Origin of the sequence: Sphingopyxis sp. MC1 (genome assembly GCF_000371385.1) — a bacterium.
GTDB classification, from domain to species: Bacteria; Pseudomonadota; Alphaproteobacteria; order Sphingomonadales; family Sphingomonadaceae; genus Sphingopyxis; species Sphingopyxis terrae.
Genome location: NZ_AOUN01000008.1, coordinates 1 through 21,348 on the forward strand (window position 1 = coordinate 1; position 21,348 = coordinate 21,348).

A 21,348-nucleotide genomic window follows, 5' to 3' on the forward strand; every position below is an offset into this window, starting at 1 on the left:
CCCTTTTGAACGCCGTTTGACACACAGCCATTGGCCACTAGCCATCCGTCAGTGTTCAGACTGGAATCCGGCAAGATCGGTCAGCATTTGGAAGAACTTCGCGGATCGAGAACTGGCCCACCAGGACGCGACTCGCGGTGAAGAATGATCGCCGAAAGGGAACAGAGTTCGGTCGTCCGGCATTCATTCCATAACCCGCAATCGGAATTGCTTTGCCGCATCATACGAAAGGAGCAAGAGCCATGAACGGCGACATGAAAAAGCATGGATCGAGCTACGGCCGGTTTGCGGCGATGATCGCGACGTCGACCATTGTCATGTTCGGCCTGATGTATCTGAACAGCTACGCACTCGATCATATTTACTACAGCCAGACGAGAACCTGGATGGCGGTCTATATGGGCGCCGTGATGGCCATCATCATGCTTGGCTTCATGTGGTCGATGTACAATAACCGCCGAATGAATGCGATCATCGTGGCCGCCAGCCTGATCGTCTTCGCAACCTCGTTATGGCTCGTTCGCAGCCAGCAAACCGTCGACGATGTTTCCTACATGAAGGCGATGATCCCGCATCATTCGATCGCCATCATGACCAGCGAACGGGCGAAGATTCGCGATCCCAGGGTCCGCAAGCTCGCCGATGGCATCATCGAGGCGCAGGTTCGGGAAATTGATAAGATGAAGGCATTGATAGTGGATCTCGAGCGGCATCCGATTGCCGCAGACGCGCCGTTGCTGCCCGATTACAGGGAGCGATAGATCCAGCGCAAAATCATCTGGTCCGGCGGCAAATCTCGCATCTTTTGCGAGACCGGATGATGCCGGCACAGCTGGGTAAAATGCCGAGCAGCCATCAACCGCCATTCGTACCGCAGGGATGCGCCATCCCCATTATTTCATCTCCGAGCTTGTTCGCGCCAGATTCGCGTCCGAGATTATGTATCGCAACTATATGACTGCAAGTGCCAGCGCGGCTCCAACGGTCCCAGCAACGAGCGCGAGCGGAGGGCAGCGAAATCGCAGCACAATCAGCAATCCGACGCCCACTATTAGAGCATCGGCGAAAGATTTTACGCCGGACGTCCAGAGCGGGTCATAAAGCGCGGCCGCCAGAATGCCGACGACGACCGCATTGACCCCCATGATCGCGGCCTGCGCGCGAGCATTTTTTGCGATCGCCGCGCGAAACGGCAACGCGCCCGCGACGAGCAACAGCCCTGGCAGAAAAATTGCGACGATGGCGATCAGTCCGCCTGCGAGTGGCGCATCCGGTGAGCCGACGGCTCCGAGATAGGCCGACAGTGCGAACAATGGTCCTGGCAGAGCCTGCGCCGCGCCATAACCGGTCAGGAAAGCCGTATCGTCCACGAAACCCGGGACCAGTTCAGCGTGGAGCAACGGCAGAACGACGTGACCGCCCCCAAATACGAGCGCCCCGGCGCGATAGAAAATACCCGCAAGCTCGAAGAGCGAGCCGCCCCGCCCGGCAACCGGGAGAAGGAGAAGAATAGTGGCAGCCCCCGTCAGCATCAGGAAACTGGCTCTGCGCGTCGGAATCCACCCGCCATTCCCTATGCTGGACCGGACTTTCGGCGTGCAAACAAGCAGCCCGGAAAGAGCGCCAAGCGCAATGAATCCGATCTGCGTCACAGGCGACGCCAGAACCAGCATCCCCGCCGCCGCGGCCAAAGCGATGGTTCGGCGAGACCAATCGGGCACAAGGGTCCGCGCCATCCCGAAAAGCGCCTGAGCCACAATGGCAACTGCGGCAAGTTTCAGGCCGTGCAGCACTGCAGTCGCCATGTCGCCTTCGAGATGGCCGGCCATCGCGGCAAAGCCAAACATCAGCGCTGCCGAAGGAAATGTAAATGCCGTCCATGCGGCAAGCCCGCCCAACGGACCTGCGCGCATCAGGCCGAGCGCAAACCCCGCCTGGCTCGAAGCGGGGCCAGGAAGGAACTGACAGAGCGCCAGCAACTCGGCAAAACCGCTGTCGTCGATCCAGCGACGACGGATGACAAGCTCGTCACGAAAATAGCCCAGATGTGCAATCGGCCCACCAATCGACGTCACCCCGAGCTTCAGGAAGGCCGCAAATACTTCGCGGGCACTGCCAGCGCGAACAGATGGCCGCTCGTTGCCCGATATATCATCCATGCCTCCAACTAGTCTCACTGTCTTCTCAACTCAATTGGCCGGTACACAAACCGCTCCGCGGATTGGTGCTAGCGGCAATGTAAAGCGGCCCATCAAGCACCTCCATGCACCACAGGACGCGCAGCGTGCGATCCGCCTGGTCCGCTCGCGCGCCGACGAACTCAAGATCGGTCCCCATAAGATTGGTGTCATAGGCTTCTCAGCCGGCGGGTATGTGGTCGCCCAGACCAGCAATATATTAGAAGCAGCCTATGAGCCGGTCGACGAAACAGACACAGGGAGCAGCCGGCCTGATTTTGCCATCGCGATGTTCCCCGGCCACCTTTGCCGAGCCAGGTTTCTTTGAAAAAAAGGAGCACGCCGCTGCGCTCGACGAGCGGACAAGGACGCTCGTCATTTCGTTGCGACATCGACGATTGGCAGCCTTCTCTTTTAACTAGCTGGGAAACCGTGAAGTTGTATAGACGACCTATGAGTCCTTCGCCCACTCGGAAGCCCAAAGTTTCAATGCCCAAGCCCCGAGAGGCAATGCCTTCCCTCGACCATGCCGGTGATGAATCGACACCACGCTACGTTGTTATCAAGCAGAGTATTTCCGACGCCGTTCGCGATGGTCGCCTCCAACCAGGCGACCGTGTTCCCTCGGAAGCAGAACTAGTTCAACAATTCGACGTTTCGCGCATGACGGCGAATCGTGCTCTCCGCGAGCTACAGGCTGCCGGAGTTGTCGTGCGGCGCGCTGGAAGTGGCTCGTTCATCGCGGAGCCGAGGCCGATCGGCCAGATGATCGAAATCCGCAACATCGCCGAGGAAATCCGCGAGCGAGGTCATGCCTATCGTGCCCGCGTGATCCAGAACCGGGAAGAGCGCGCCAATGTCGACACGGCGGCGCTGCTCGAAGTTTCGGTAGGGACCAAATTATTCCATTCGATCATCGTCCATCACGAGGCCGAATTCCCGATTCAGATCGAGGAGCGTTTCGTCCTCGCGTCGATCGCGCCCGATTATGGCACGCTCGACTTCACACGGATGACACCGAACGAATATCTGACGTGCATCGCGCCGCTCGAACGGGTCGAGCACCGTGTCTGTGCGACGATGCCCGACGAACGAATGCGCGGCATGTTAGGGCTGTCCGCGAGCGAACCGGTACTCCAGATGACGCGCCGGACATGGAGCCGGTCGCGTCTCGTGTCGCATGCCTGGCTGACACACCCCGGCACCCGGTTCGAACTGTCGGCCGCCTTCTCGATCGACGATTGACGCCGATCAGCTGGTTCGAGCGACAACCACAGGTTTGCGACGGCGTAGCCAGCGGAAATCGGCGCGACTGAAGCTTTTGAACAGCAGGTAGAAGCCGGTTCCGGAAAGCCAGAGTACGCCGAAGGCGACGAAGATGATCAGCGGATGATTGAAGCTCTTCCGGTTGATATAATCCATATTGTGGAGCATCCAGAAGAAGTCCCATGTCCGCCAGGTATCGCCACGCATCACCAGGAAACGGGCGGTGTCGAGCGAAACATAGGCACTGCTGTTTTCGGCGTCCGCGAAATCGACGCGCCACATCGCGCCTTCATGGTCGCGCGATTCAAGATTGGGTTTGGCGAGCACACTTACGTTGCGGATCGGCGCCTCGTTCATCATCGCCGCGACATCGCGGGCGACCTGCTCGTCGACCCGAATATCCTCGCCGCTCGTCGCATCGACAAGGCGTGTGCCCCCGGCGGCGCGGACCTCATAGACCGGCCGCGCACCGAGATCGCGCAGAACCACGCCAGTGACGGGTTCGCCGCGCGGTAGGGCGGCGACATCGAAATATTCGCCGGCGGGCAGCGCGTGCGCGTGCGACATGCCGCCGCCGTGCCCTCCGACCTTGTCCTTGTCGAGCAGCGCCATCACCGAACCGCTGAGCGCCCAGAGCAGGAACTGCAGACCGAGGATCAGCCCCACCCATTTATGGATACGCCGGAAAAAGAGCGGGGTCAGCCGGATGCGTTTCATGCCTGCTTCCTTTTGCGGCGTTTGAAAGACCAGATCAGCAGCCAAGCGCCGGAGAGCGCCATCGCAAAGGCGCTCCAGGTCGCGACGCGGAGCAGCGGATTGTTGACGTCGGTCCGCTCGTCATAGTCCATAATATGCAGCATCCACGCGAAGTCGAAAACGCGCCACAGCGCGTGGCGGCGCGAGATGAGCTCACCCGTCGCCGGCGACAGATAGAGCGTCGGCCGGTTCCAGCCTTCGAACTCGACCTGCCAATATGGTGGCTTGCGCGCCTGCATTTCCTGAGGTGCCTCGGTCAAAAGTCGCACCGAGACGATCTTGCCGTCACCCGTGTAGATGCGCCGTGCCTGTTCGCGGACCTGGGACTCGGTCAGGGCAGGCAGCGGCGCACCCGAACGCGCGTCGAACAGGCGCGCGCCTTCAGGGGTCTCGGCGCGCCAGACCGGTTGGCCGAAAAAGCGCTGGAGACGGATTTCGGACACCCCCGGCGCGGCCGCGACGACCTTCGACGGCGCTGCGAGGCCATCGAGGTCGAAGGGCTGGGCCACCGGGGAGCGCACCAGATGATCGCCGTGGATGGTGTCGATGTGAACGACCACCATGTAGAAGCCGGTCAACGTCCAGAGCAAAGCCTGGACACCCACGACCAGCGCCAGCCATTTATGCGTTCGCCGAACGAGCAGCGGCCAACGTATCGCCATCTCCTGGTTCCTCAGAAGGCGGTGCGGAAACCGACATAGAAGCGCCGTCCGAGCAGATCGTAGGTCATCGTGTCGGTGTTCGCATCGGTGAAGCTCTGGATATAGGGCGCCTTGCGATCGAAGACATTGTCGACGCCGACCTGGAAGCGCGTCTTCTCGTCAATCTCGAAGGCGACCTGGAGATTGTGGTAGAAGACGTTCGGCGTGCTGTAGCCGATTTCGCCGGGCGCCGCATTGAAGTCGGTCGCCTTGCCGATCCATTGGGTCGACCAGGTGGCGCTGACGCCATCCTTCTCGGCGGTCAGCACGCCATAGCCGCGCCATTTGGGATAGCCGCCATTGCCGCCGCCGATGAAGCCGTCGAAATCGATCGGGTCGCCGCCGGGGAACGGCAGAACGACATATTTGTTGAGATAAGTCAGGTTGACGTCGAGCGAGATGTTCACGCTGCCGATGCCGCCCGCATAGACGAGCCCCAGATCGAGGCCATTCATCTCCTCGCGCCCTGTATTGATCGGCTGCGCGGATAGGAAGGTCACTTCGCCCGTCAGCGGGCTGCGCGTGAAATCGTCGCAGAAAGGGTGCGACAGATTCTGGCTCGCATAACATATCGACAGCTTGGTCGATCCGGGGATGGCGCGAATCGCATCCTTGATCTTGATGTCGAACCAGTCGGCCGTCAGCGACAGACCGGGAACCAGCCCTTTGGGCGAGATCACCGTGCCGACGGTCCAGGTCGTCGAGCTTTCGGGTTTCAGATTCTCGTTGCCGCCGACCGTGGTGAGGATCGTCGTGCCGAGCTGCACATAGTTGGCGGGAACACCCGACGCCTGGCAATTGGCGATCAGCGTCGCATTACCGCTCGTCGAATAGCGCGAACAGGGATCGGTGGTGGTCAGATTGCCTTCCGATACGCCGCCGTAAAGTTCGGGCACGTTGGGAATGCGGAAGCCGGTGCCATAGGTCCCGCGCAGGCGGAAGCTGTCGCTGATCATCCAGTCGAGGCTGGCCTTGTAATTCCAGTCGCTGCCGAACAGATTATAGTCCGAATAGCGCACCGCGCCGTCCAGCGTCAGCGCCTCGAAGAAAGGCTTGCCCGCGAGAATCGGCACGGACAGCTCGAGATAGGCTTCCTTCGCCGTGGTCGAACCCGAAATCGGATCCTGCTGGTTCGTGTTGGCAATACCGAGCACGGTCAGCGGATCGGGATCGCGCCAGCCCTTTTCCTTGCGATAGACGACCCCTGTCGCAAAGGAGACGGGGCCAGCTGGAAGGTTGAACAGGCTGCCGTTGAGATCGGCGGTGACCGTCGCCAGTTCGTTGCCGCCGCGATCGCGCGAGGTGAAAAGGATATAGTCGAGAACCTCGGGGGTCAGGTCGCCGGCGCCCAGATAGTCAGCGCAGGGGATCGCAGCTCCAACCGTCACGCTGCACTTGCTCGGGTCGATCGAGTTGCGAATGCGTTCGAGGTTGGCGATGTTGGTCGATCCGTCGATCGCCGTGTTGCGTCCGAATGCCCCCGCGACTTCCCACGCCCAATCGTTGGACAATTTTCCGCGCAGGCCGAACGTACCCTGCCAGGTATCAGTTTCCTGGAAGAATTGACGCGGCCCTGGTTCGGCAAGCCGGCGCTGGATGAGCACGATGTCCTGCCCGGTTGGGTTGGTCGGATTACTCGCCGAAATGGACAGGTTGCGGAGCGTGCCCGGCGTCGCAATCTGATTGGATTTGCGGAATGTATAGAGAAACTCGCCGAAAGCCTCGATGCTGTCGCTGAGGTCATAGTCGACGAAGAAGGCCGTGCTGATGCGTTCGACGGGGCTGACCGCGTTGAGGAAGGGCGCCGAATTGAAATTATGCTTCGCCGCGCTGTACGGCTCGAAGAAGTCGCCATCGCCGCCGGGAGTTTGATTGAAGTTGATTTGTTGCCCGTTGGGCAACACGGCGCGGCCGCCGATCGTCGAGGCACTGTTGACGCACGATAGCGAACCTGGCGTGACCTCAGCGAGCGAACAGGGCGCGCGCGTCGCCATATTGACCGCGCTGGTCTTCTGATACGTCGCGGCGATCATGACACCACCACGATCATTGCGGATGCCCCAGATCAGGTCGGCGGAAAAATCGGAACCGTCGCCCTCGCCCGTGATGCCATAGCGCGCGCTCAGGCCAAGACCTTCATAATCGGTCCGGGTGACCAGGTTGACAACACCCGCCATCGCGTCCGCGCCATAAATTGCCGACGCGCCGTCCTTCAGCACGTCGGTACGTGCCAGCGCTACGACCGGGATCATGTTCAGGTCCGGCGACGAGTTCGCGCCGGTGCCGCCTGCCACGAGACGGCGACCATTAAGCAGCACGAGCGTGCGCTTGATGCCAAGCCCGCGCAAGTTCACCTGCGCCGTGCCATAGCCGTTGCTTGTCCAATAGGCCGAGGTCTGGTTGCCCGCAAAGCCTGCATTGGCGGGAAGGCGCTGCAATACCGTTTCGATGTTGACGATCCCGGTATTCTCGATCTGCTCAGCCGAGACGACCGTGGCGGGTCCGACGCCCGCGAGGTCCTGGCGGCGGATGCGTGAACCCGTCACGACGATGTCCGAACCATTCGGCGCGTCGGTGGCCAGGGGCGGCTGCCCTGACGATTCGTCCTGCGCAAGTGCCGGCGTTGCCAAGACCGCGACTGCCGCGACGCTGGCGAGCAAAAATGTTCTGATCATCATAGCGAAACCCCCTGTTGGTTGGCCGATTTCCCTCAGAGAGCATTAAATGTATATACAGGTCAACAGGAATTTATCGAAATATATCAATTAGTTAAATGCCAAATTCGGCGCGCATCATACTTGTCTAATACGCATGCCGACGCCTCACCCCTCATCGATTTTGAAATTTTTTTGCAGGGTCCGGCCCATTCGCGCAAGGAGCCGACCGCCTTCCCCTTCGACTTGCTCATGAAATGACAGGGGACGCAGATCGAAGCCATTCGGGGCCGCTCACAAGCGACTGCTCAGTGCGAAAGTATCTGTTCAAGGAATGTCTGTGCGCGTTCGCTTTTGGGAGCCGCAAAAAAGTCGGACGGCCTCGCGTCCTCGACAATTTGCCCCTGGTCCATGAAAAGAATGCGATCGGCTGCCTCGCGCGCGAATCCCATCTCGTGCGTCACGCACACCATCGTCCGCCCCTCGCCGGCCAGCGCTGTCATCACATCGAGCACCTCCTTGATCATCTCGGGATCGAGCGCCGATGTCGGTTCGTCGAAGAGGAGAATCCGGGGTTCCATCGCCAGCGCACGCGCGATGGCTACTCGCTGCTGCTGCCCGCCCGAAAGCTGCCCGGGATATTTGCTCGCCTGATCTGCGATCCGGACCTTGTCCAGATAGGACATGGCCCGCGCCTCGGCATCCTCGACCGCGACGCCGCCGACGAGGACGGGCGCGAGGGTGCAATTTTCGAGCACCGTCTTGTGCGGAAACAGATTAAACTGCTGAAAAACCATGCCGACCGCACGGAGCGCCGCGGCAGCATCGCGGGACACCCGGTTTATCCTGACGCCCTCTATCAGCACCTCTCCGGCGTCCGGCGCTTCGAGCATGTTCATGCAGCGGATCAGGGTCGACTTACCGGAGCCCGAGGGACCGCAAATCACAACGCGTTGGCGCGGCGCGATATCGAGGTCGATCGAACGAAGCGCGTGATAGCCGCCGTAATATTTTTCGAGCTGCCGCAGACTGACAGCCGCCGGAATCGAAGCGTCCGTCATGACGCCCGCTTTCCGCTCCGCATCATCCGCACCCGCCCGAAGGCCGCATCGAGATCGGCGATTAGATCGTCGGGCGCCTCCAGCCCTGCATGAATACGAATCAGCGCACCTTCGGCCTCGCCATTCGGAAAGTCGCGGATCGGCGCCGGCCACGCGGGGACCGCAAGGCTTTCGAAACCGCCCCAGCTCGACCCAAGCTGGAATAGCGAGAACTTGTTGAAGAATGCGCTGGTCTCCGGCGGGGAGAGACGATCGAGCTGGACGCCGAACAATCCCGACGCCCCCGCAAAGTCCCGCTTCCAGATCGCGTGGCCCGGATCGGCGGGGTGAGCCGGATAGCGAACCGCGACCACCTCGGGCTGACACAGAAACCAGTCGATCAGGGTCGACGCGGTGCGCTGGTGGCGCTCGAGACGCGCGTCGAGCGTCCGGATGCCCCGGTGGACCAGATAGCAATTGTCGGGGCTCGCGCAATTGCCCCAGCGCGCCGCCGCATCCTTGAGGTGGCGATAGATGGCCTCGCTGCCCGCGGTCATCGTGCCGAGCAGGCAATCGGAGTGCCCCGAGAGATATTTGGTCGCCGACGCGAGCGAGACATCGACGCCATGAGCCAGCGGCTTGAAGAAGAGCGGCGTCGCCCAGGTGTTGTCGACCGCCGTCAAAATGCCACGGCCGCGCGCGACCGCCGCGATCGCCGGCACGTCGATCATGTCGAATGTCTGCGAGCCCGGGGTCTCCATATAGATGAGGCGGGTGTTGCTGCGGCACAGGTCAGCTATCTCCGCGCCGATATCGGGCCGGAAATATTCGACCTCGACCCCGAAACGCGCGAGCACATCGGTCAGGAATTTTCGGGTCGGCCCATAGACGCAGTCGGCGACGAGCAGATGATCGCCCGCGCCCGCAAACGCCGTGAGGGTGAGCGCGATCGCGCTTGTTCCCGAGGAGGTGATGACCGTCGCATAGCCGGCCTCGAGCTCGGCGACGGCCTCAGCGAGCGCAAAGGTCGTGCGCGTGCCATACAGGCCGTAGATGACCTCGTCATAAAGCCCCCGGTGGCGATCCATATAGGCTTCGACGCTGTCGTAGATGATCGTCGAGGCGCGATCGACGGGAGGATTGATGAGACCCCGCTGATCGCTCGCGCGCGGGCCGGCGTGAACGGCGCGGGTTGGATCCTGCCAGGCGCCCCCGGCGGGTTCAGCCCGCTCGCGGGGCGATGCTGGGTCTTGTTCATGCATAGGATAATTTCCGTTCGATCTTCATGCTGAGCCGGGACAGGGAGAAGCAGAGGAGGAAGAAGATGGTCCCGGTGAAAAGATAGGCTTCGGCGAAATAGGGTCGCCATTGCGCCTCGACGTAGGAGAGGCGGGTCGTCTGCAACAAATCGAAGACGCCGACGATGAGGACGAGCGTCGTGTTCTTGACCTCGCTGATCGAAGTGTTGACCAGCCCCGGCACGCTGACTTTCAGCGCCTGCGGCAACAGGATATGGCGCCGCGCCTGCCATTTGGTGAGGCCAAGAGCATGCGCGGCCTCGGCTTGCCCGACGGGAACCGCCAGCAGGCCGCCCCGGATGACCTCGGCCATATAGGCGGCAGTGAAGAATATGAGCGCGAGCTGGACGCGCGGCAGGCTGTCGATCGAGAGATAGGAGGGCACGAACAGCGGGAACAGGACCGCAGCGAGGAAGAGCACTCCGATCAGCGGCGTTCCGCGAACCAGCTCGATGAAGGCGACGCTCGGCCAGCGAATGCCGCGCCGCGCCGACCTGCGGCCGAACGCGAGGAGTATAGCCAATGGAAAAGCGCCGACCACCGCAAGGCTCGCGAGCAGCAATGTGACCGGCAGGCCGCTCCACTTCTCCATCGGGACATAGGAAAGGCCCGCGAATCCTCCTCGTAGCAGAAGTACCGCCACGGCGATTGCGCCGAGCCAGACAAGCCCGAGGCGGCTGCGCCAGAATCGCGGGACGAAGGAGAAGGCAAGGCATGAAAGCAGCGCGGCCGCCGCTGCTGCGGACCGCCACTGCTCGGCTTCGGGATAGGTGCCAAACAATATCAGCCGCGCATTTTCGCGGAGGAATGGCCAGCAAGCACCGCTGGCCAAACGGCAATCGGCCGCGCCCCCGGCGAAGGTCGCGTCGAACAGCAGCCACGAGAGCCCCTTGCCGGCGAAAGCCGCGGTCATGGCGAGGATCGCGATGGTGAGTATCGACTGGCGTCCTCCTCTGAACAGATTGCGCCGTATCCACGACGGCCAGGCGGTCGCCGAGCGCAGCGGAAAGGGTTCGAGGGGCGCCGACTGGATGCTCCGGCCGGGCTGCCCGGCGACGCTCCAGCCCAACTGGCGGGCATAGAGGCCGGTGACGAACGACAAGGATAGCGAAAGCAGCAGGAAGGTCGCGACGATCAGGCCGACGCCCTCGATCGCCTGCCCTGTCTGACTGATGACGGTATCGACCACCGAGACAAATTCGGGATATCCGATCGCGACCCCCAGGGAGCTGTTCTTGATCGTGTTGAGATGCCAGCTCGTCATCGGCGGTATGGCGATGCGCAGCGCTTGCGGCATCACGATCCGTCCCATTGTTTGCGCGGGCGACAGGCCGAGCGCTTTGGCGGCCTCGCTCTGCCCTGCGGGAACGGCGAGGATCGCGCCGCGGAATATCTCGGCCAGATAGGCCGAGGCATAGACCGAAAGGCTGGCGACCAGCGTCAGAAACTCCGTGGAGAGCGACAATCCGCCGACGGTTCCGAAGCGCCCCGCCCGCGGCAGATCGATCCCGCCCCACAGCAAGAGCGGCACCAGGGAGATGCCGGCGAAGGCCAGCGCAGTGCGCGTGCGAACGGCTCCTCGCCGCACGGCACCCAGCAGGATCGCACAGGCGACGATCGCGATGAGAAAGACCGGCCGTCCCGGATCGGCCAAGGAGAGCGCGGGGAGGTGCAATCCCCGATTATCGAGGTCGAACGGTCCGACGGCGCCCGGGCCGGGTCCGGGCAGACCGAACAGCAGCGCGGCGTACCAGACGAACATCTGGAGCAGCAGCGGAATATTGCGAACCAGCTCGATATAAAGGCCGGAGAGCCTCGCAAGCAGCCAGTTGGACGACAGGCGCGCCATGCAGACCGCGAGGCCGAGCAAGGTCGAGAAGATGATGCCGAGCGCCGATATCAGGAGCGTGTTGAGAAGACCCACCGCCAGCGCCGCGGCATAGGAATCGCCCGGCGCGTAAGCAATCAGCGTTTCGCCAATCGCGAAACCCGCCCGGTCGAACAGGAAACCGAACCCCGTCCGGATGTTTCGGTCCGCGAGATTGTCCGCCAATGTCGCAAACAGGCCGTAGGCGACCACAAGCCCGCCCGCGATCAGCAGCCAGGGTAACGCAGCGATGGCAAGCCGCCTGTGTTTATGAGTCATCGCATCGGCAACGGGTAGATCAGCCCGCCGTCCCGATAGAGCTTATTCTGTCCGCGTTCGACGCCGAGCGGCGTAATGTGCCGGTCGAAGATTTCGCCATAATTGCCGGTCGCCTCGATTGCCCGGTACGCCCAGTCATCGTCAAGGCCGAGCGACTTGCCGAATCCGGGCAAGCCGCCGAGCATCTTGCGCACTTCAGGGTCGCGCGAGGCCATCCGCATGCGCGCGGCATTCGCGCGGGTGACCCCCATTTCCTCGGCAGCGAAGAGCGCGTTCAGCACCCATTTGTTGATCTCGTACCATTGCTCGTCGTCGCTGCGCACGACTGGGCCGACCGGTTCTTTGGTGAGCCGCTCGGGCAGCACCACATAATCGTCGGGATGCGCGGTGTCGGCCAGGCGGATCACCGTCAGCGTGAAGGCATCGGTGGTCATTGCGTCGCACCGCCCGGCAAAGAAGGCGAGCTTGGCTTCCTCGGGATTCTCGAACACGACGGACTGGAAACGCAGCCCCTTGCGCTCGAAATATTCGGCGGTGTTGAGTTCGGAGGTCGTCCCCTTGGTGATGCAGATCGATGCGCCATCGAGATCCGTCGGAAGCCGCACACCCGATCGCCGGGGCACCAGGAAGCTCTGCCCGTCATAATACATGGTGCCGACGAAATTCACCCCGAGGTCGGTGTCGCGCGTCAGCGTCCATGTCGTCGTCCGCGACAGGACGTCGGCCTCGCCCGTCTGCACGATCGTGAAGCGCTTGTTCGAGGCGACCGGCATGAACCGGACCTTGCGGGCATCGCCGAGGACCGCAGCGGCGAGCGCCCGGCAGTAATCGACGAAGAAGCCCTGCCAGCGTCCGCGTTTGTCGAGATAGGACATGCCGAGCTGCCCCGTATGAATTGCGCAATTGAGCGTTCCGCGCGCGCGAATCCGCGCAAGCGTCGATCCCTTCGCCGCGGCGATTTCATGCCCACCGGTGCCGGCGGGCTCGCGGCCGCAGCCGCCGAGTAACAGGGCGCCTGCGGCGAGCAGCGCCGGTAACCAGCGGCGCGATGCGTGCGACCTATTCATAAACGAGGCTTTCAATGCTAGCGCCATAAGAAATAGCTATAGGGAGCGATGTCCGATGAACCTGCGTCACCTCGAAGCCTTCAGGGCCGTGATGCTCTCGGGATCGGTCACCCAGGCCGCGCAGTCGCTCAACCTGTCGCAACCCGCGGTGAGCAAGATGCTTGCCGAGCTCGAGCATCAGCTGGGCTTTCAGCTCTTCCTGCGATCGCGCGGCAGCGCGCTCACCGTGACGCCCGAAGCCGACGCCTTTTTCTACGAAGTCGAGCGGAGCTTCTCGGGCATTGCGGCCCTGAAGCGGGTAGCGGAAGACATCCGCAACATGGCGACCGGCACGCTCCGGATCGCCGCCCTTCCGGCGCTCGCGGTCAGTTTCCTGCCGCGTGTGATCGCGGCCTTTCGCGAGACACATCCCGGCGTCACCGTTCAGCTCCAGACCCGCAGTTCCTCGACGGTGCGGCAATGGATGGCGAACCAGCAGTTCGACATCGGGCTCGCGACGCCGGCGCGCGAATTGCCCGGCATAAGGATGGAGCGCTTCCTGCGCTGCCCCGGCGCCTGCGTTCTCCCTGCCGGCCACCGCTTGGCCGTCAAGGACGTCATCCGGCCGGCCGATCTCGAGGGCGAGCCCTTCATTTCGCTCGCGCTCGAGGACGGCGTGCGTCACCGCATCGACCGCATTTTCGAGGACGCGGGCGTCCACCGCGAGATGGTCATCGAAACCCAATATGCGATGACCATCTGCGCGCTTGTCATGCAGGGGGTCGGATGTTCGATTCTCAACCCCGTGACCGCAGCGGATTATGCCGAGCGGGGCCTTACGGTCCGTGATTTCGCGCCGGAGGTCCATTTCGAATATATGCTCTTCACGCCGAAGTTGAGGCCGATGTCCCAAGTCGCTGCGGCCTTTATCGCGGTGCTCGAATCCCACCGCGACGCGATGTTCGGCTCCGACGCCAGCTGAAGACACAAGACGCCGCACGGCCCTCACGGCCACCGATCAGAAGGAGGCGGTCGCGCGGACGTACCAGAAGCCCCCGTTGAACCCCGTCGGCGCGAAGCGGAGATATCGGATCCCGTTGTTGATCTGGGATTGCCGCGCCTCGACGTCGGGGTAATTGTCGAAGATATTCTCGCCGCCGACCGCGAGCTTGAGCATGTCGCTAACCTTGTAGGACAGCTCGAGATCGACCAGCAGTTCGGCGCCGCCCGTCTGGTCGGCAGCCGGTGCGGCGCCATAGTCGGTCCATTTGCCATAATAGTTCGCGCGCGCGACGAAGCCGAAGCGCTCGCCCGCATAAGTGAAGGACGCATTGCCCTTCCACTTCGGAACGAAGCCCTCGAGTTCGAGCAGCCGCTCGCGGTCCGCAGTGATCACCGGCGAGGCCTTGATGACATCGGTTTTGGTATAGTTGCCGTTGAGGCCGAGCGTGGCCTTGCCGTCGCCGAGGTCGAAGCCCACGGTGAGCACCGCATCGACGCCCTGGGTGCGGCTGTCGAAGGAATTGGTGAAGAAGCTCACCTGCTGGAAGGAATCCCCACCGGGAATGCCAAGCGCCGCGAGCTGCGCACGCTGCGCCGGGGTGAGATTGAAATTGCCCGATACGGCGATCCGGTCTTCGACCTTGATGTTGAAATAGTCGAGCGTGAAGGTGATGCGATTGGAGGGCTTCACCACGATGCCGCCGGCGACGTTGAACGAATTCTCGGGCCGAAGCGGCGTCGCGCCGAAGAATTGCGCCACCGGATTGTTGGGCGCGATAATGCCTGCGGTCAGCGGCGCCCCGGTTATCGAGTCGATGTTGGTCTGGACCTGCGAGGCGTTCGACTGGCCCGGCGTCGGCGCCCGAAAGCCGGTGTTGACCGATCCGCGCACCGCGAAGACGTCCGAGAAATCATATCGCCCGTTGATCTTCCAGGTGAATTTCGAGCCGAAGTCCGAGTAATTCTCGTAGCGGCCGGCAAGGCCGAACTGGAGCGCGTCGGTGAGATTGCCTTCGAGCGACGTATAGGCGGCCCAGTTGCTGCGCGCGAACTCGCCCGCCTGGATGGGACTGAAGCCCGGGAAGCCGTTCGAGCCGACCGGCAGTCCGACGCGGTTTCCGGTATCGGGATCGATGACCGACGCGAAAGGACCAACCTGCCATGATGCGATGTCGCCGGCCGTGATCTCATATGTCTCGCGCCGATACTCGAGACCGCCTGCAAGCGTCAGCGGATCGGAGGTGCCGATCGCGATGGGGTAAGTGAGATCGAGATTGAAAGCGAGTTCGCGCTGCTCGAGCTGCCCCGGCTTGAAGGAGGTCGGCGACGCGAGGCCAAGCGACGGATTGACCGTATTTTCGATCCGGTAGGAAGCATGGTTCTGACCATAGGAAGCGCTGAGGTCATAGGTCAGGCCCGAGGAGAATTCGCCCTTGAGGCCGGCCGCCAGCGCCGCATCGGTCACCGTGGCACCGAAATCCGGGGTGAAACCGCCGGGAAAGAGCTGGCGGAAGCTGAACCGCTGTCCTCCGGGCGTATTGGTGAGCGGAATCGAGGTGGAAATGAAGCTGGCATCGGGGTTGCGGTAAAAGAAGGCCGTCGTGCCGCGGCTCCAGCTATAGTTGCCGAAGGTGTAGAATTCCATCTCGTCCGACAGTTCGATGCCGGCATTGACGAAGATGCGCGCCGCCTCGGATTCGGGATTTCCCCAGCGCTGCGCCGGGACCGGGACATCCTGAACGCCGGCATCGATGAGCGCCTGCGCGTCGGGACGCTGAATGCCGCGCGACGTCGTGCTGGCGTTCACATATTCGCCGCTGATGTTGACGAAACCGGCGTCGGTGAAGGGAAGCCCGACATTGCCCTGGACGAGGAAATCCTCGCCGTCGCCCTTATAGAATTGGCCATAGCGGGCGATCAGCAATCCGCCTTCGCGGTCGCGGCGCAGACCGAAATTGAGGACGCCGGCGATCGCATCCGATCCATAGAGCGCCGACGCGCCGTCACGCAGAACCTCGAGCTGGCCGATCGCGATCGACGGGATCGCCGAAAGATCGGGTCCCTGCGATCCCCGGATATAGGGAACATTGGTGAACTGGACCGTCGCGCCGCGATGGCGCCGCTTGCCATTCACGAGCACCAGCGTCTGGTCCGGCGGCAGGCCGCGCAGCGAGAAAGGCCGGGTAAAAACGGCGCCGTCGTTGCTGACGAGGCGCTGGACATTGAGCGACGGGACCTCGGTGCGCAGGAGATCATTCATGTCGGCCGTGCCCTTTTCGAGCAGTTCGGCACCGGTGATGATGTCGATCGGCTGAGCGGAATCGGCCGCCTTGAGATCGTTCCGCCGCGTACCCGTCACGACGATTTCGCCCTGCGACGCGCCTGGCCCCGGCGCCTCTTTGGCGTTATCCTGCGCGAAGGCGGCGGCGGCCGACATGCCTGCCAGGACGGCGATAATCGAGCCACTCGTGCGAAGCAATTTTCTCATGGTCCCCTCCCATTTGCGAAAGCTCTCGGCTTCGCCACCGAGCTATCTTCGCGGCCTTGGCATGACCAGAAATAATCACCACTCATCGCTATAAACGAGATGGTTATTCCATATGGTTATATCTCTCGCTGCGGCATCGAGCAGCGCCCGACCGCGCGGCATGCCGGGCGCGGCGATGCCGGACACTTCGCGCAGCTTGTCCTCGACCGCCCGGGCGACATGCCGCGTCGGCACATGCTCCTTATTTTTTGTCCATATCGTGCCCGGCATGAGGATCGGGTTCGGGTTCGACAGGTTTCGGCGCTTCCGGCGCGGCCTTTGCCCGCGGCGGCACAGCGGCCTTCGCGGCGGGTTCTTGCTTGGGGCGGGATTTCTCCGGAGGCATCGCTTCTTCGGTCGGCGCCGCCGGGGCAGACGCGGCGGGCGGCTCGTCCGCTACGGGCATGGTCTCGACCATTGCGGGCGGCTCACCGGCAGTGACCTCACTCTGTTCCGGTGTGACGTCGCTCTGCTGCGCGGGCTCAGTGCCGCATCCTGCCAGAGCAAATATCAGCGCGGCGGCGCTCGCTAGGGGAATGAATCTCGTCATATCTGTCTCCTCTTCGTGTCGGCAGGTCATGCGCGGAATTCAGAAACCTTGCCGTCGCTGCCGAATGCCATCACTTCGAATGCGTCCGCGCTTCCGTCCGGCATTTCCATTCCCGGAGAACCGCGCGGCATGCCGGGCACGGCGATTCCGCGAATGTCGCGTGGCTTGTCGTGGAGGAGTCTCGCAACATGCCGCATCGGCACATGACCCTCGATCGCATAGCCGCCGATCACGGCCGTGTGGCACGACGCCAGCTGGCCAGGCACACCATATCGCGTCTTTACGGCGGCCATGTCAGCGCGGTTCTCGACAGTCACATCATAACCGGCCTTGCGTGCGATATCCGCCCAAGCTTCGCAGCAGCCGCATTCGGGATCGCGATAAACGAGCATTCGCTTGGGGCTGGACGTCTCGGCGCCCGGCGCGGGCGCCGCGCCATTCTTATCGCTGGTCGCCGCCGGGCCCGAGGCAGAATTGCATGCCGCAAGCGCCATCCCCGATCCGACCGCAATCAGGCCGAAAAGATGACGGCGCGTCATCAGATTTTTCATGTCATTTCCTCGCGAGAATGGATTTCATCTGTTCGATTTCGGCCGCCTGCCCCGCGATGATGCCGCGGCAGAGTTCGCGTATCTCGGCATCTTTGAGAGAAGCCTGTTCACACATGAGGATCGCGCCCGAGTGATGCGGGATCATCGAACGCAAGAAGGCCGTGTCGCCGATCGTCGTCTGTGTCCGGATGAGCCCGAAGCTCCCGAAGAAGGCAACTGCCGATCCCAGCAGCAGGAACGTATTGAGACGTTTCGACGGGAACATGCCCGGCATTGCGACGATCATCAGCACGACCATCGGCGAGACCATCATCAGCGTCATGTAGAGCATGTTGAGATTATTGTAGAAGCTCGAGAGGCGGTCGATCATGACGAACATCACCAGATACATGATGACGCCGCTGACGATCGTCTGCAGCGCGAGGCTGCGATAGGCTGGTTTCACGGCATTTCTCCTCGACGTGTCGCCACCCCGCGAAACTTCTAGAACCAGGCCCGCACCCCCATCACGAAGCTGACGCCGCTCGCATCCTCGCCCGCGGCGCGGGCAAAACGCGCGGTATCGCCGACCTTGCGCGCCCATTCGACGCCGACATAAGGCGCGAATTCCTTCACGACCTCGTAACGCAGGCGAAGCCCGAGCTCGAAATCCGAAAGCCCCGAACCAACGCCGGTCTCGGGGACATCCTGGAGCGCAAAATTGACCTCCGCCATCGGCTGGAGGATCAGTTTCTGGGTGATGCGCTGGTCGTAATAGCCTTCGAGCCGGGCGAGCAGATCACCCTTGTTCGAAAGAAACAGCGCGCCCTCGACTTCGAACCAATAGGGGGCGAGCCCCTCGAAGCCGATCGTCGCATAGGTGCGGTCGGGGCCGGGCCCAAGATCCTGCCTGATACCCGCCTGCGCGTTGAAATAGGGTCCGATCGCCCGGCTGTAGAGCGCCTGTACCTCGGCGCTCTCGATGCCTTCGCCGAACACGCCCTCGCCTTCGCTCTTGATCGTCAGCCGGTTAATGTCGCCGCCGTACCAAGCCTCACCGTCCCAGCGGAACCCGTCGCGGCCCTTGCGCGCCTGATATTCGGCAAGGTTGAAGCTGATGAAAGCGATGGTCTGCGCACCATTCTCTTTCATCATGTCGTGGCGCGAATGCTCCATTTCGGCTTGGGGATAAATGCGATCGGCATACCAGTCGCCGGGAGGCGCAGGCGCGGTAGCATCGCCCGGCGGCAAATCGGTGCCGCTAGCGCTGCTCGTGGTCGCCATGCCTTCCATTCCCGCCATCGCGTCCGCAGATCCGCCCTTCGGGGTGCAATGGCCCATTTTGGCATGTTCGGGCGGGCAATCGGGATCGGACGGCTGCGGTGCGCCATGATCCATCGCACCCATGTCCGAAGCGCCCTTGCCTGGAGCTTCCGCCTCAGGCGTACAATGACCCATCGCCGCATGTTCGGGCGGGCAGCTTGAAGCCTCGGGTTCCATGTCCATGCCCTGCATGTTCCCATGGTCCATCTGCTCCATCGACCCTTCGGCGGGCGCTTCGGGCGCGGACTGCGCTACGGGTGCTGGCGTTGGCGAGGGAGCGGGTGTCGGCGCGGGCGCCGCACCATGCATCGAATGATCCATCGACTGCGCCGCGGCGGGCACAGCAAAGGCCAGCGGGGCGATACCCGCGAGGAGAAGCGCGACCCGGGTCATTCGCCGTCTCCCTTCGGACGGACGCTGACGACGCGCATCATCCCCGCGTGCATGTGATAGAGAAGGTGGCAATGGAACGCCCAGTCGCCGAGCGCGTCGGCGGTGAAATCGAAGCTCGCGATGCCGCCCGGCTGGACAAGCACCGTATGCTTGCGCGGCGACCGGTCGCCCTTGCCCGTCACCAGTTCGAAAAAATGGCCGTGGAGGTGGATGGGGTGGCTCATCATCGAATCGTTGATGAGGTTGATCCGCACGCGCTCTCCCTCGATGAAGGGGATGGGCTCGTGATAGTCGGACATCTTGATGCCGTCGAACGACCACATGAAGCGTTCCATATTGCCGGTCAGATGGATGTCGAGCGAGCGCGAGGCGGCGCGGGTATCGGGGTTGCGCTCGAGCGCGACAAGGTCATGGTAGGTCAGCACCTTGTGCCCGACATTCTCCAGTCCCTGCCCCGGCTCGCCCATGCGATCCATCGGCATCGGCGAGATCGTCTGAACGCTGGGATCGCGCTTGACCTGCGGCGCGACACTGAAGTCGCGCATGCTGTGCTGCATGCCTCCGCCAGATCCATGATCCATGCCCGCCATCGCGCCGCTTTCCCCCGCTGGCGTACAATGGCCCATCTTGGCATGTTCGGGAGGACAAGAAGGGTCGCTCGCCGGCATGGGCATGGCGCCCATATCGCCGCCCGAATGGTCCATACCCGCCATCGCGCCGCCCGACATGTCGCCCATGCCCATGTCCTTCATGGTCGCGAGCGGCCGTTCGCGGAGCGGCGGCACCTCGGCGACCATGCCAGCGCGCGGTGCGAGCGTCGCGCGTCCCATGCCCGAGCGGTCATTGGCCTCGGCAACGAGCGTATAAGCACGGTCCTCGACCGGGGTCACGATGACGTCATAGGTTTCGGCGACCGCGATCTGGAACTCGTCGATTTCGGTCGGCACGACATTGAGCCCATCAGCCTGGACGACGGTCATCCTGAGGCCCGGGATACGGACGTTGAAGATCGTCATCGCCGACGCATTGACGATGCGCAGGCGTACCCGCTCGCCGGGGCTGAAGAGCGCGGTCCAGTTGTCGCGCGGACCATGGCCGTTGACGAGGAAGGTGTAGGTCGAACCATTGACGTCGGCGACGTCGGTCGGGTCCATCCGCATCTTGCCCCAATCGATCCGCTCCTTGAGCGGTTGATCCTTGCCGGCAAGCAGGCCCGCCAGCGTCTGGCGCTGCATGTTGAAATGGCCGGGATTGACCTTGAGCTTGCGGAAGATCGCCTCGGGCGACAATTGACTGTGGTCGGACAGGACGACGACATGCTCGCGGTCGTAGCCGATCGGGTCGGCGCCCGCGGGATCGATGACGATCGGGCCATAATGGCCGAGCTGTTCCTGAAGCCCCGAATGGCTGTGATACCAATAGGTCCCCGATTGAACGACCGGGAATTCATAGACAAACTTCGAGCGCGGCTTGATCCCGGGGAAGCTGACGCCGGGCACGCCGTCCATCTGGAACGGCAGGATCAGGCCGTGCCAGTGAATCGAGCTGTCCTCGTCGAGATCGTTGACGACGGTGAGGCGCGCGTTTTGTCCCTCCTTCAGCCGGACGAGCGGCGCGGGCACGGTGCCGTTGATCCCGATCGCGCGACTGACCTTGCCGTCGATGCGCATCGTCTGGCGCGCGATGCGCAGCGTTATGTCATTGCCGGATACGGTCGGAAGCGGCGCGGTGATGCCGGACGACACCGGCTGGGCCCAGGCCGGGAACCATGCGGCCATCGCCGCAGCAGCCCCTCCACCCAAAGCTCCACTGACGAACCGACGCCTTTCCATCTGCATATTCTTTCCGACCGTTACTGACTGTTCCTAAAGCTATACGCAGGCGGCACGCCTGCCCCTCAATAAAAATGCCGGACGATGAGGAGATGCCGCCTGAACGA

19 protein-coding genes are annotated in these 21,348 nt (G+C 62.6%); 4 read left to right on the forward strand and 15 right to left on the reverse strand.

Annotated elements, in window-relative coordinates; translation table 11 throughout:
• The first annotated feature begins 242 nt into the window (after window positions 1–242).
• Window positions 243–761, forward strand: a complete 519-nt coding sequence (locus EBMC1_RS11060) for a DUF305 domain-containing protein (RefSeq protein ID WP_003046339.1) — start codon at window positions 243–245, stop codon at window positions 759–761.
• A 189-nt stretch (window positions 762–950) separates the two neighbouring features.
• Here the strand turns inward: EBMC1_RS11060 and chrA are convergent, their stop codons facing one another.
• Complete coding sequence (chrA, locus tag EBMC1_RS11065) at window positions 951–2,159, reverse strand: chromate efflux transporter (RefSeq protein ID WP_003046342.1); 1,209 nt, start codon at window positions 2,157–2,159, stop codon at window positions 951–953.
• A gap of 34 nt (window positions 2,160–2,193) precedes the next feature.
• On the opposite strand from chrA, the gene EBMC1_RS18405 reads away from it, so the two are divergent.
• Together EBMC1_RS18405 and hutC are read left to right on the forward strand one after the other, a co-directional pair.
• Window positions 2,194–2,505, forward strand: coding sequence for an alpha/beta hydrolase (locus EBMC1_RS18405; protein ID WP_196795413.1), 312 nt, complete (start codon window positions 2,194–2,196; stop codon window positions 2,503–2,505).
• Between the two features lie 182 nt (window positions 2,506–2,687).
• Window positions 2,688–3,422, forward strand: coding sequence for a histidine utilization repressor (gene hutC, locus EBMC1_RS11070; RefSeq protein ID WP_051066410.1), 735 nt, complete (start codon window positions 2,688–2,690; stop codon window positions 3,420–3,422).
• A 6-nt stretch (window positions 3,423–3,428) separates the two neighbouring features.
• Here the strand turns inward: hutC and EBMC1_RS11075 are convergent, their stop codons facing one another.
• The 7 genes from EBMC1_RS11075 to EBMC1_RS11105 form a co-directional block, all read right to left on the reverse strand.
• Window positions 3,429–4,160 (reverse strand): PepSY domain-containing protein, encoded by a 732-nt coding sequence (locus tag EBMC1_RS11075; RefSeq protein WP_003046347.1) that lies wholly within the window; start codon window positions 4,158–4,160, stop codon window positions 3,429–3,431.
• Entirely contained in the window at window positions 4,157–4,861 is a 705-nt protein-coding gene (locus EBMC1_RS11080) for a PepSY domain-containing protein (RefSeq protein WP_003046351.1), read from the reverse strand. The genes EBMC1_RS11075 and EBMC1_RS11080 overlap by 4 nt, the downstream gene beginning before the upstream one ends.
• 11 nt (window positions 4,862–4,872) lie before the next feature.
• Complete coding sequence (locus tag EBMC1_RS11085) at window positions 4,873–7,578, reverse strand: TonB-dependent receptor domain-containing protein (protein ID WP_003046355.1); 2,706 nt, start codon at window positions 7,576–7,578, stop codon at window positions 4,873–4,875.
• A gap of 284 nt (window positions 7,579–7,862) precedes the next feature.
• Window positions 7,863–8,615 (reverse strand): amino acid ABC transporter ATP-binding protein, encoded by a 753-nt coding sequence (locus EBMC1_RS11090; RefSeq protein WP_003046358.1) that lies wholly within the window; start codon window positions 8,613–8,615, stop codon window positions 7,863–7,865.
• Window positions 8,612–9,856 carry a cystathionine beta-lyase gene (gene metC, locus EBMC1_RS11095; protein WP_003046361.1) on the reverse strand — a complete coding sequence of 415 codons (1,245 nt, stop codon included), beginning with the start codon at window positions 9,854–9,856 and terminating at the stop codon, window positions 8,612–8,614. The genes EBMC1_RS11090 and metC overlap by 4 nt, the downstream gene beginning before the upstream one ends.
• On the reverse strand, window positions 9,849–12,038 hold the full coding sequence (locus EBMC1_RS11100; protein WP_081611192.1) for an ABC transporter permease subunit: 2,190 nt from the start codon (window positions 12,036–12,038) through the stop codon (window positions 9,849–9,851). The genes metC and EBMC1_RS11100 overlap by 8 nt, the downstream gene beginning before the upstream one ends.
• On the reverse strand, window positions 12,035–13,105 hold the full coding sequence (locus tag EBMC1_RS11105) for an amino acid ABC transporter substrate-binding protein (protein WP_003046368.1): 1,071 nt from the start codon (window positions 13,103–13,105) through the stop codon (window positions 12,035–12,037). The genes EBMC1_RS11100 and EBMC1_RS11105 overlap by 4 nt, the downstream gene beginning before the upstream one ends.
• A 55-nt stretch (window positions 13,106–13,160) precedes the next feature.
• On the opposite strand from EBMC1_RS11105, the gene EBMC1_RS11110 reads away from it, so the two are divergent.
• Entirely contained in the window at window positions 13,161–14,066 is a 906-nt protein-coding gene (locus EBMC1_RS11110) for a LysR substrate-binding domain-containing protein (protein WP_003046376.1), read from the forward strand.
• 36 nt (window positions 14,067–14,102) lie between these two features.
• Here the strand turns inward: EBMC1_RS11110 and EBMC1_RS11115 are convergent, their stop codons facing one another.
• The 7 genes from EBMC1_RS11115 to EBMC1_RS11140 all read right to left on the reverse strand — a co-directional run bounded on the left by EBMC1_RS11115 (window position 14,103) and on the right by EBMC1_RS11140 (window position 21,241).
• The gene (locus EBMC1_RS11115; RefSeq protein WP_003046379.1) at window positions 14,103–16,574 is read right to left on the reverse strand and encodes a TonB-dependent receptor plug domain-containing protein; all 2,472 of its coding nucleotides are present in this window, start codon (window positions 16,572–16,574) and stop codon (window positions 14,103–14,105) included.
• Window positions 16,575–16,649: 75 nt separating this feature from the next.
• Window positions 16,650–16,808, reverse strand: coding sequence for a hypothetical protein (locus EBMC1_RS18410; RefSeq protein WP_231292907.1), 159 nt, complete (start codon window positions 16,806–16,808; stop codon window positions 16,650–16,652).
• Window positions 16,809–16,815: 7 nt separating this feature from the next.
• Window positions 16,816–17,163 carry a hypothetical protein gene (locus EBMC1_RS11120; RefSeq protein ID WP_003046382.1) on the reverse strand — a complete coding sequence of 116 codons (348 nt, stop codon included), beginning with the start codon at window positions 17,161–17,163 and terminating at the stop codon, window positions 16,816–16,818.
• 26 nt (window positions 17,164–17,189) lie between these two features.
• Window positions 17,190–17,657: a DUF411 domain-containing protein gene (locus EBMC1_RS11125; RefSeq protein ID WP_223181175.1), complete on the reverse strand. Its 468-nt coding sequence runs from the start codon at window positions 17,655–17,657 to the stop codon at window positions 17,190–17,192.
• A gap of 58 nt (window positions 17,658–17,715) precedes the next feature.
• The gene (locus EBMC1_RS11130; RefSeq protein ID WP_223181178.1) at window positions 17,716–18,105 is read right to left on the reverse strand and encodes a DUF305 domain-containing protein; all 390 of its coding nucleotides are present in this window, start codon (window positions 18,103–18,105) and stop codon (window positions 17,716–17,718) included.
• Between the two features lie 92 nt (window positions 18,106–18,197).
• Complete coding sequence (locus EBMC1_RS11135; RefSeq protein WP_003046391.1) at window positions 18,198–19,409, reverse strand: copper resistance protein B; 1,212 nt, start codon at window positions 19,407–19,409, stop codon at window positions 18,198–18,200.
• The gene (locus EBMC1_RS11140) at window positions 19,406–21,241 is read right to left on the reverse strand and encodes a copper resistance system multicopper oxidase (RefSeq protein WP_374046507.1); all 1,836 of its coding nucleotides are present in this window, start codon (window positions 21,239–21,241) and stop codon (window positions 19,406–19,408) included. The genes EBMC1_RS11135 and EBMC1_RS11140 overlap by 4 nt, the downstream gene beginning before the upstream one ends.
• Between the last annotated feature and the right edge of the window lie 107 nt (window positions 21,242–21,348).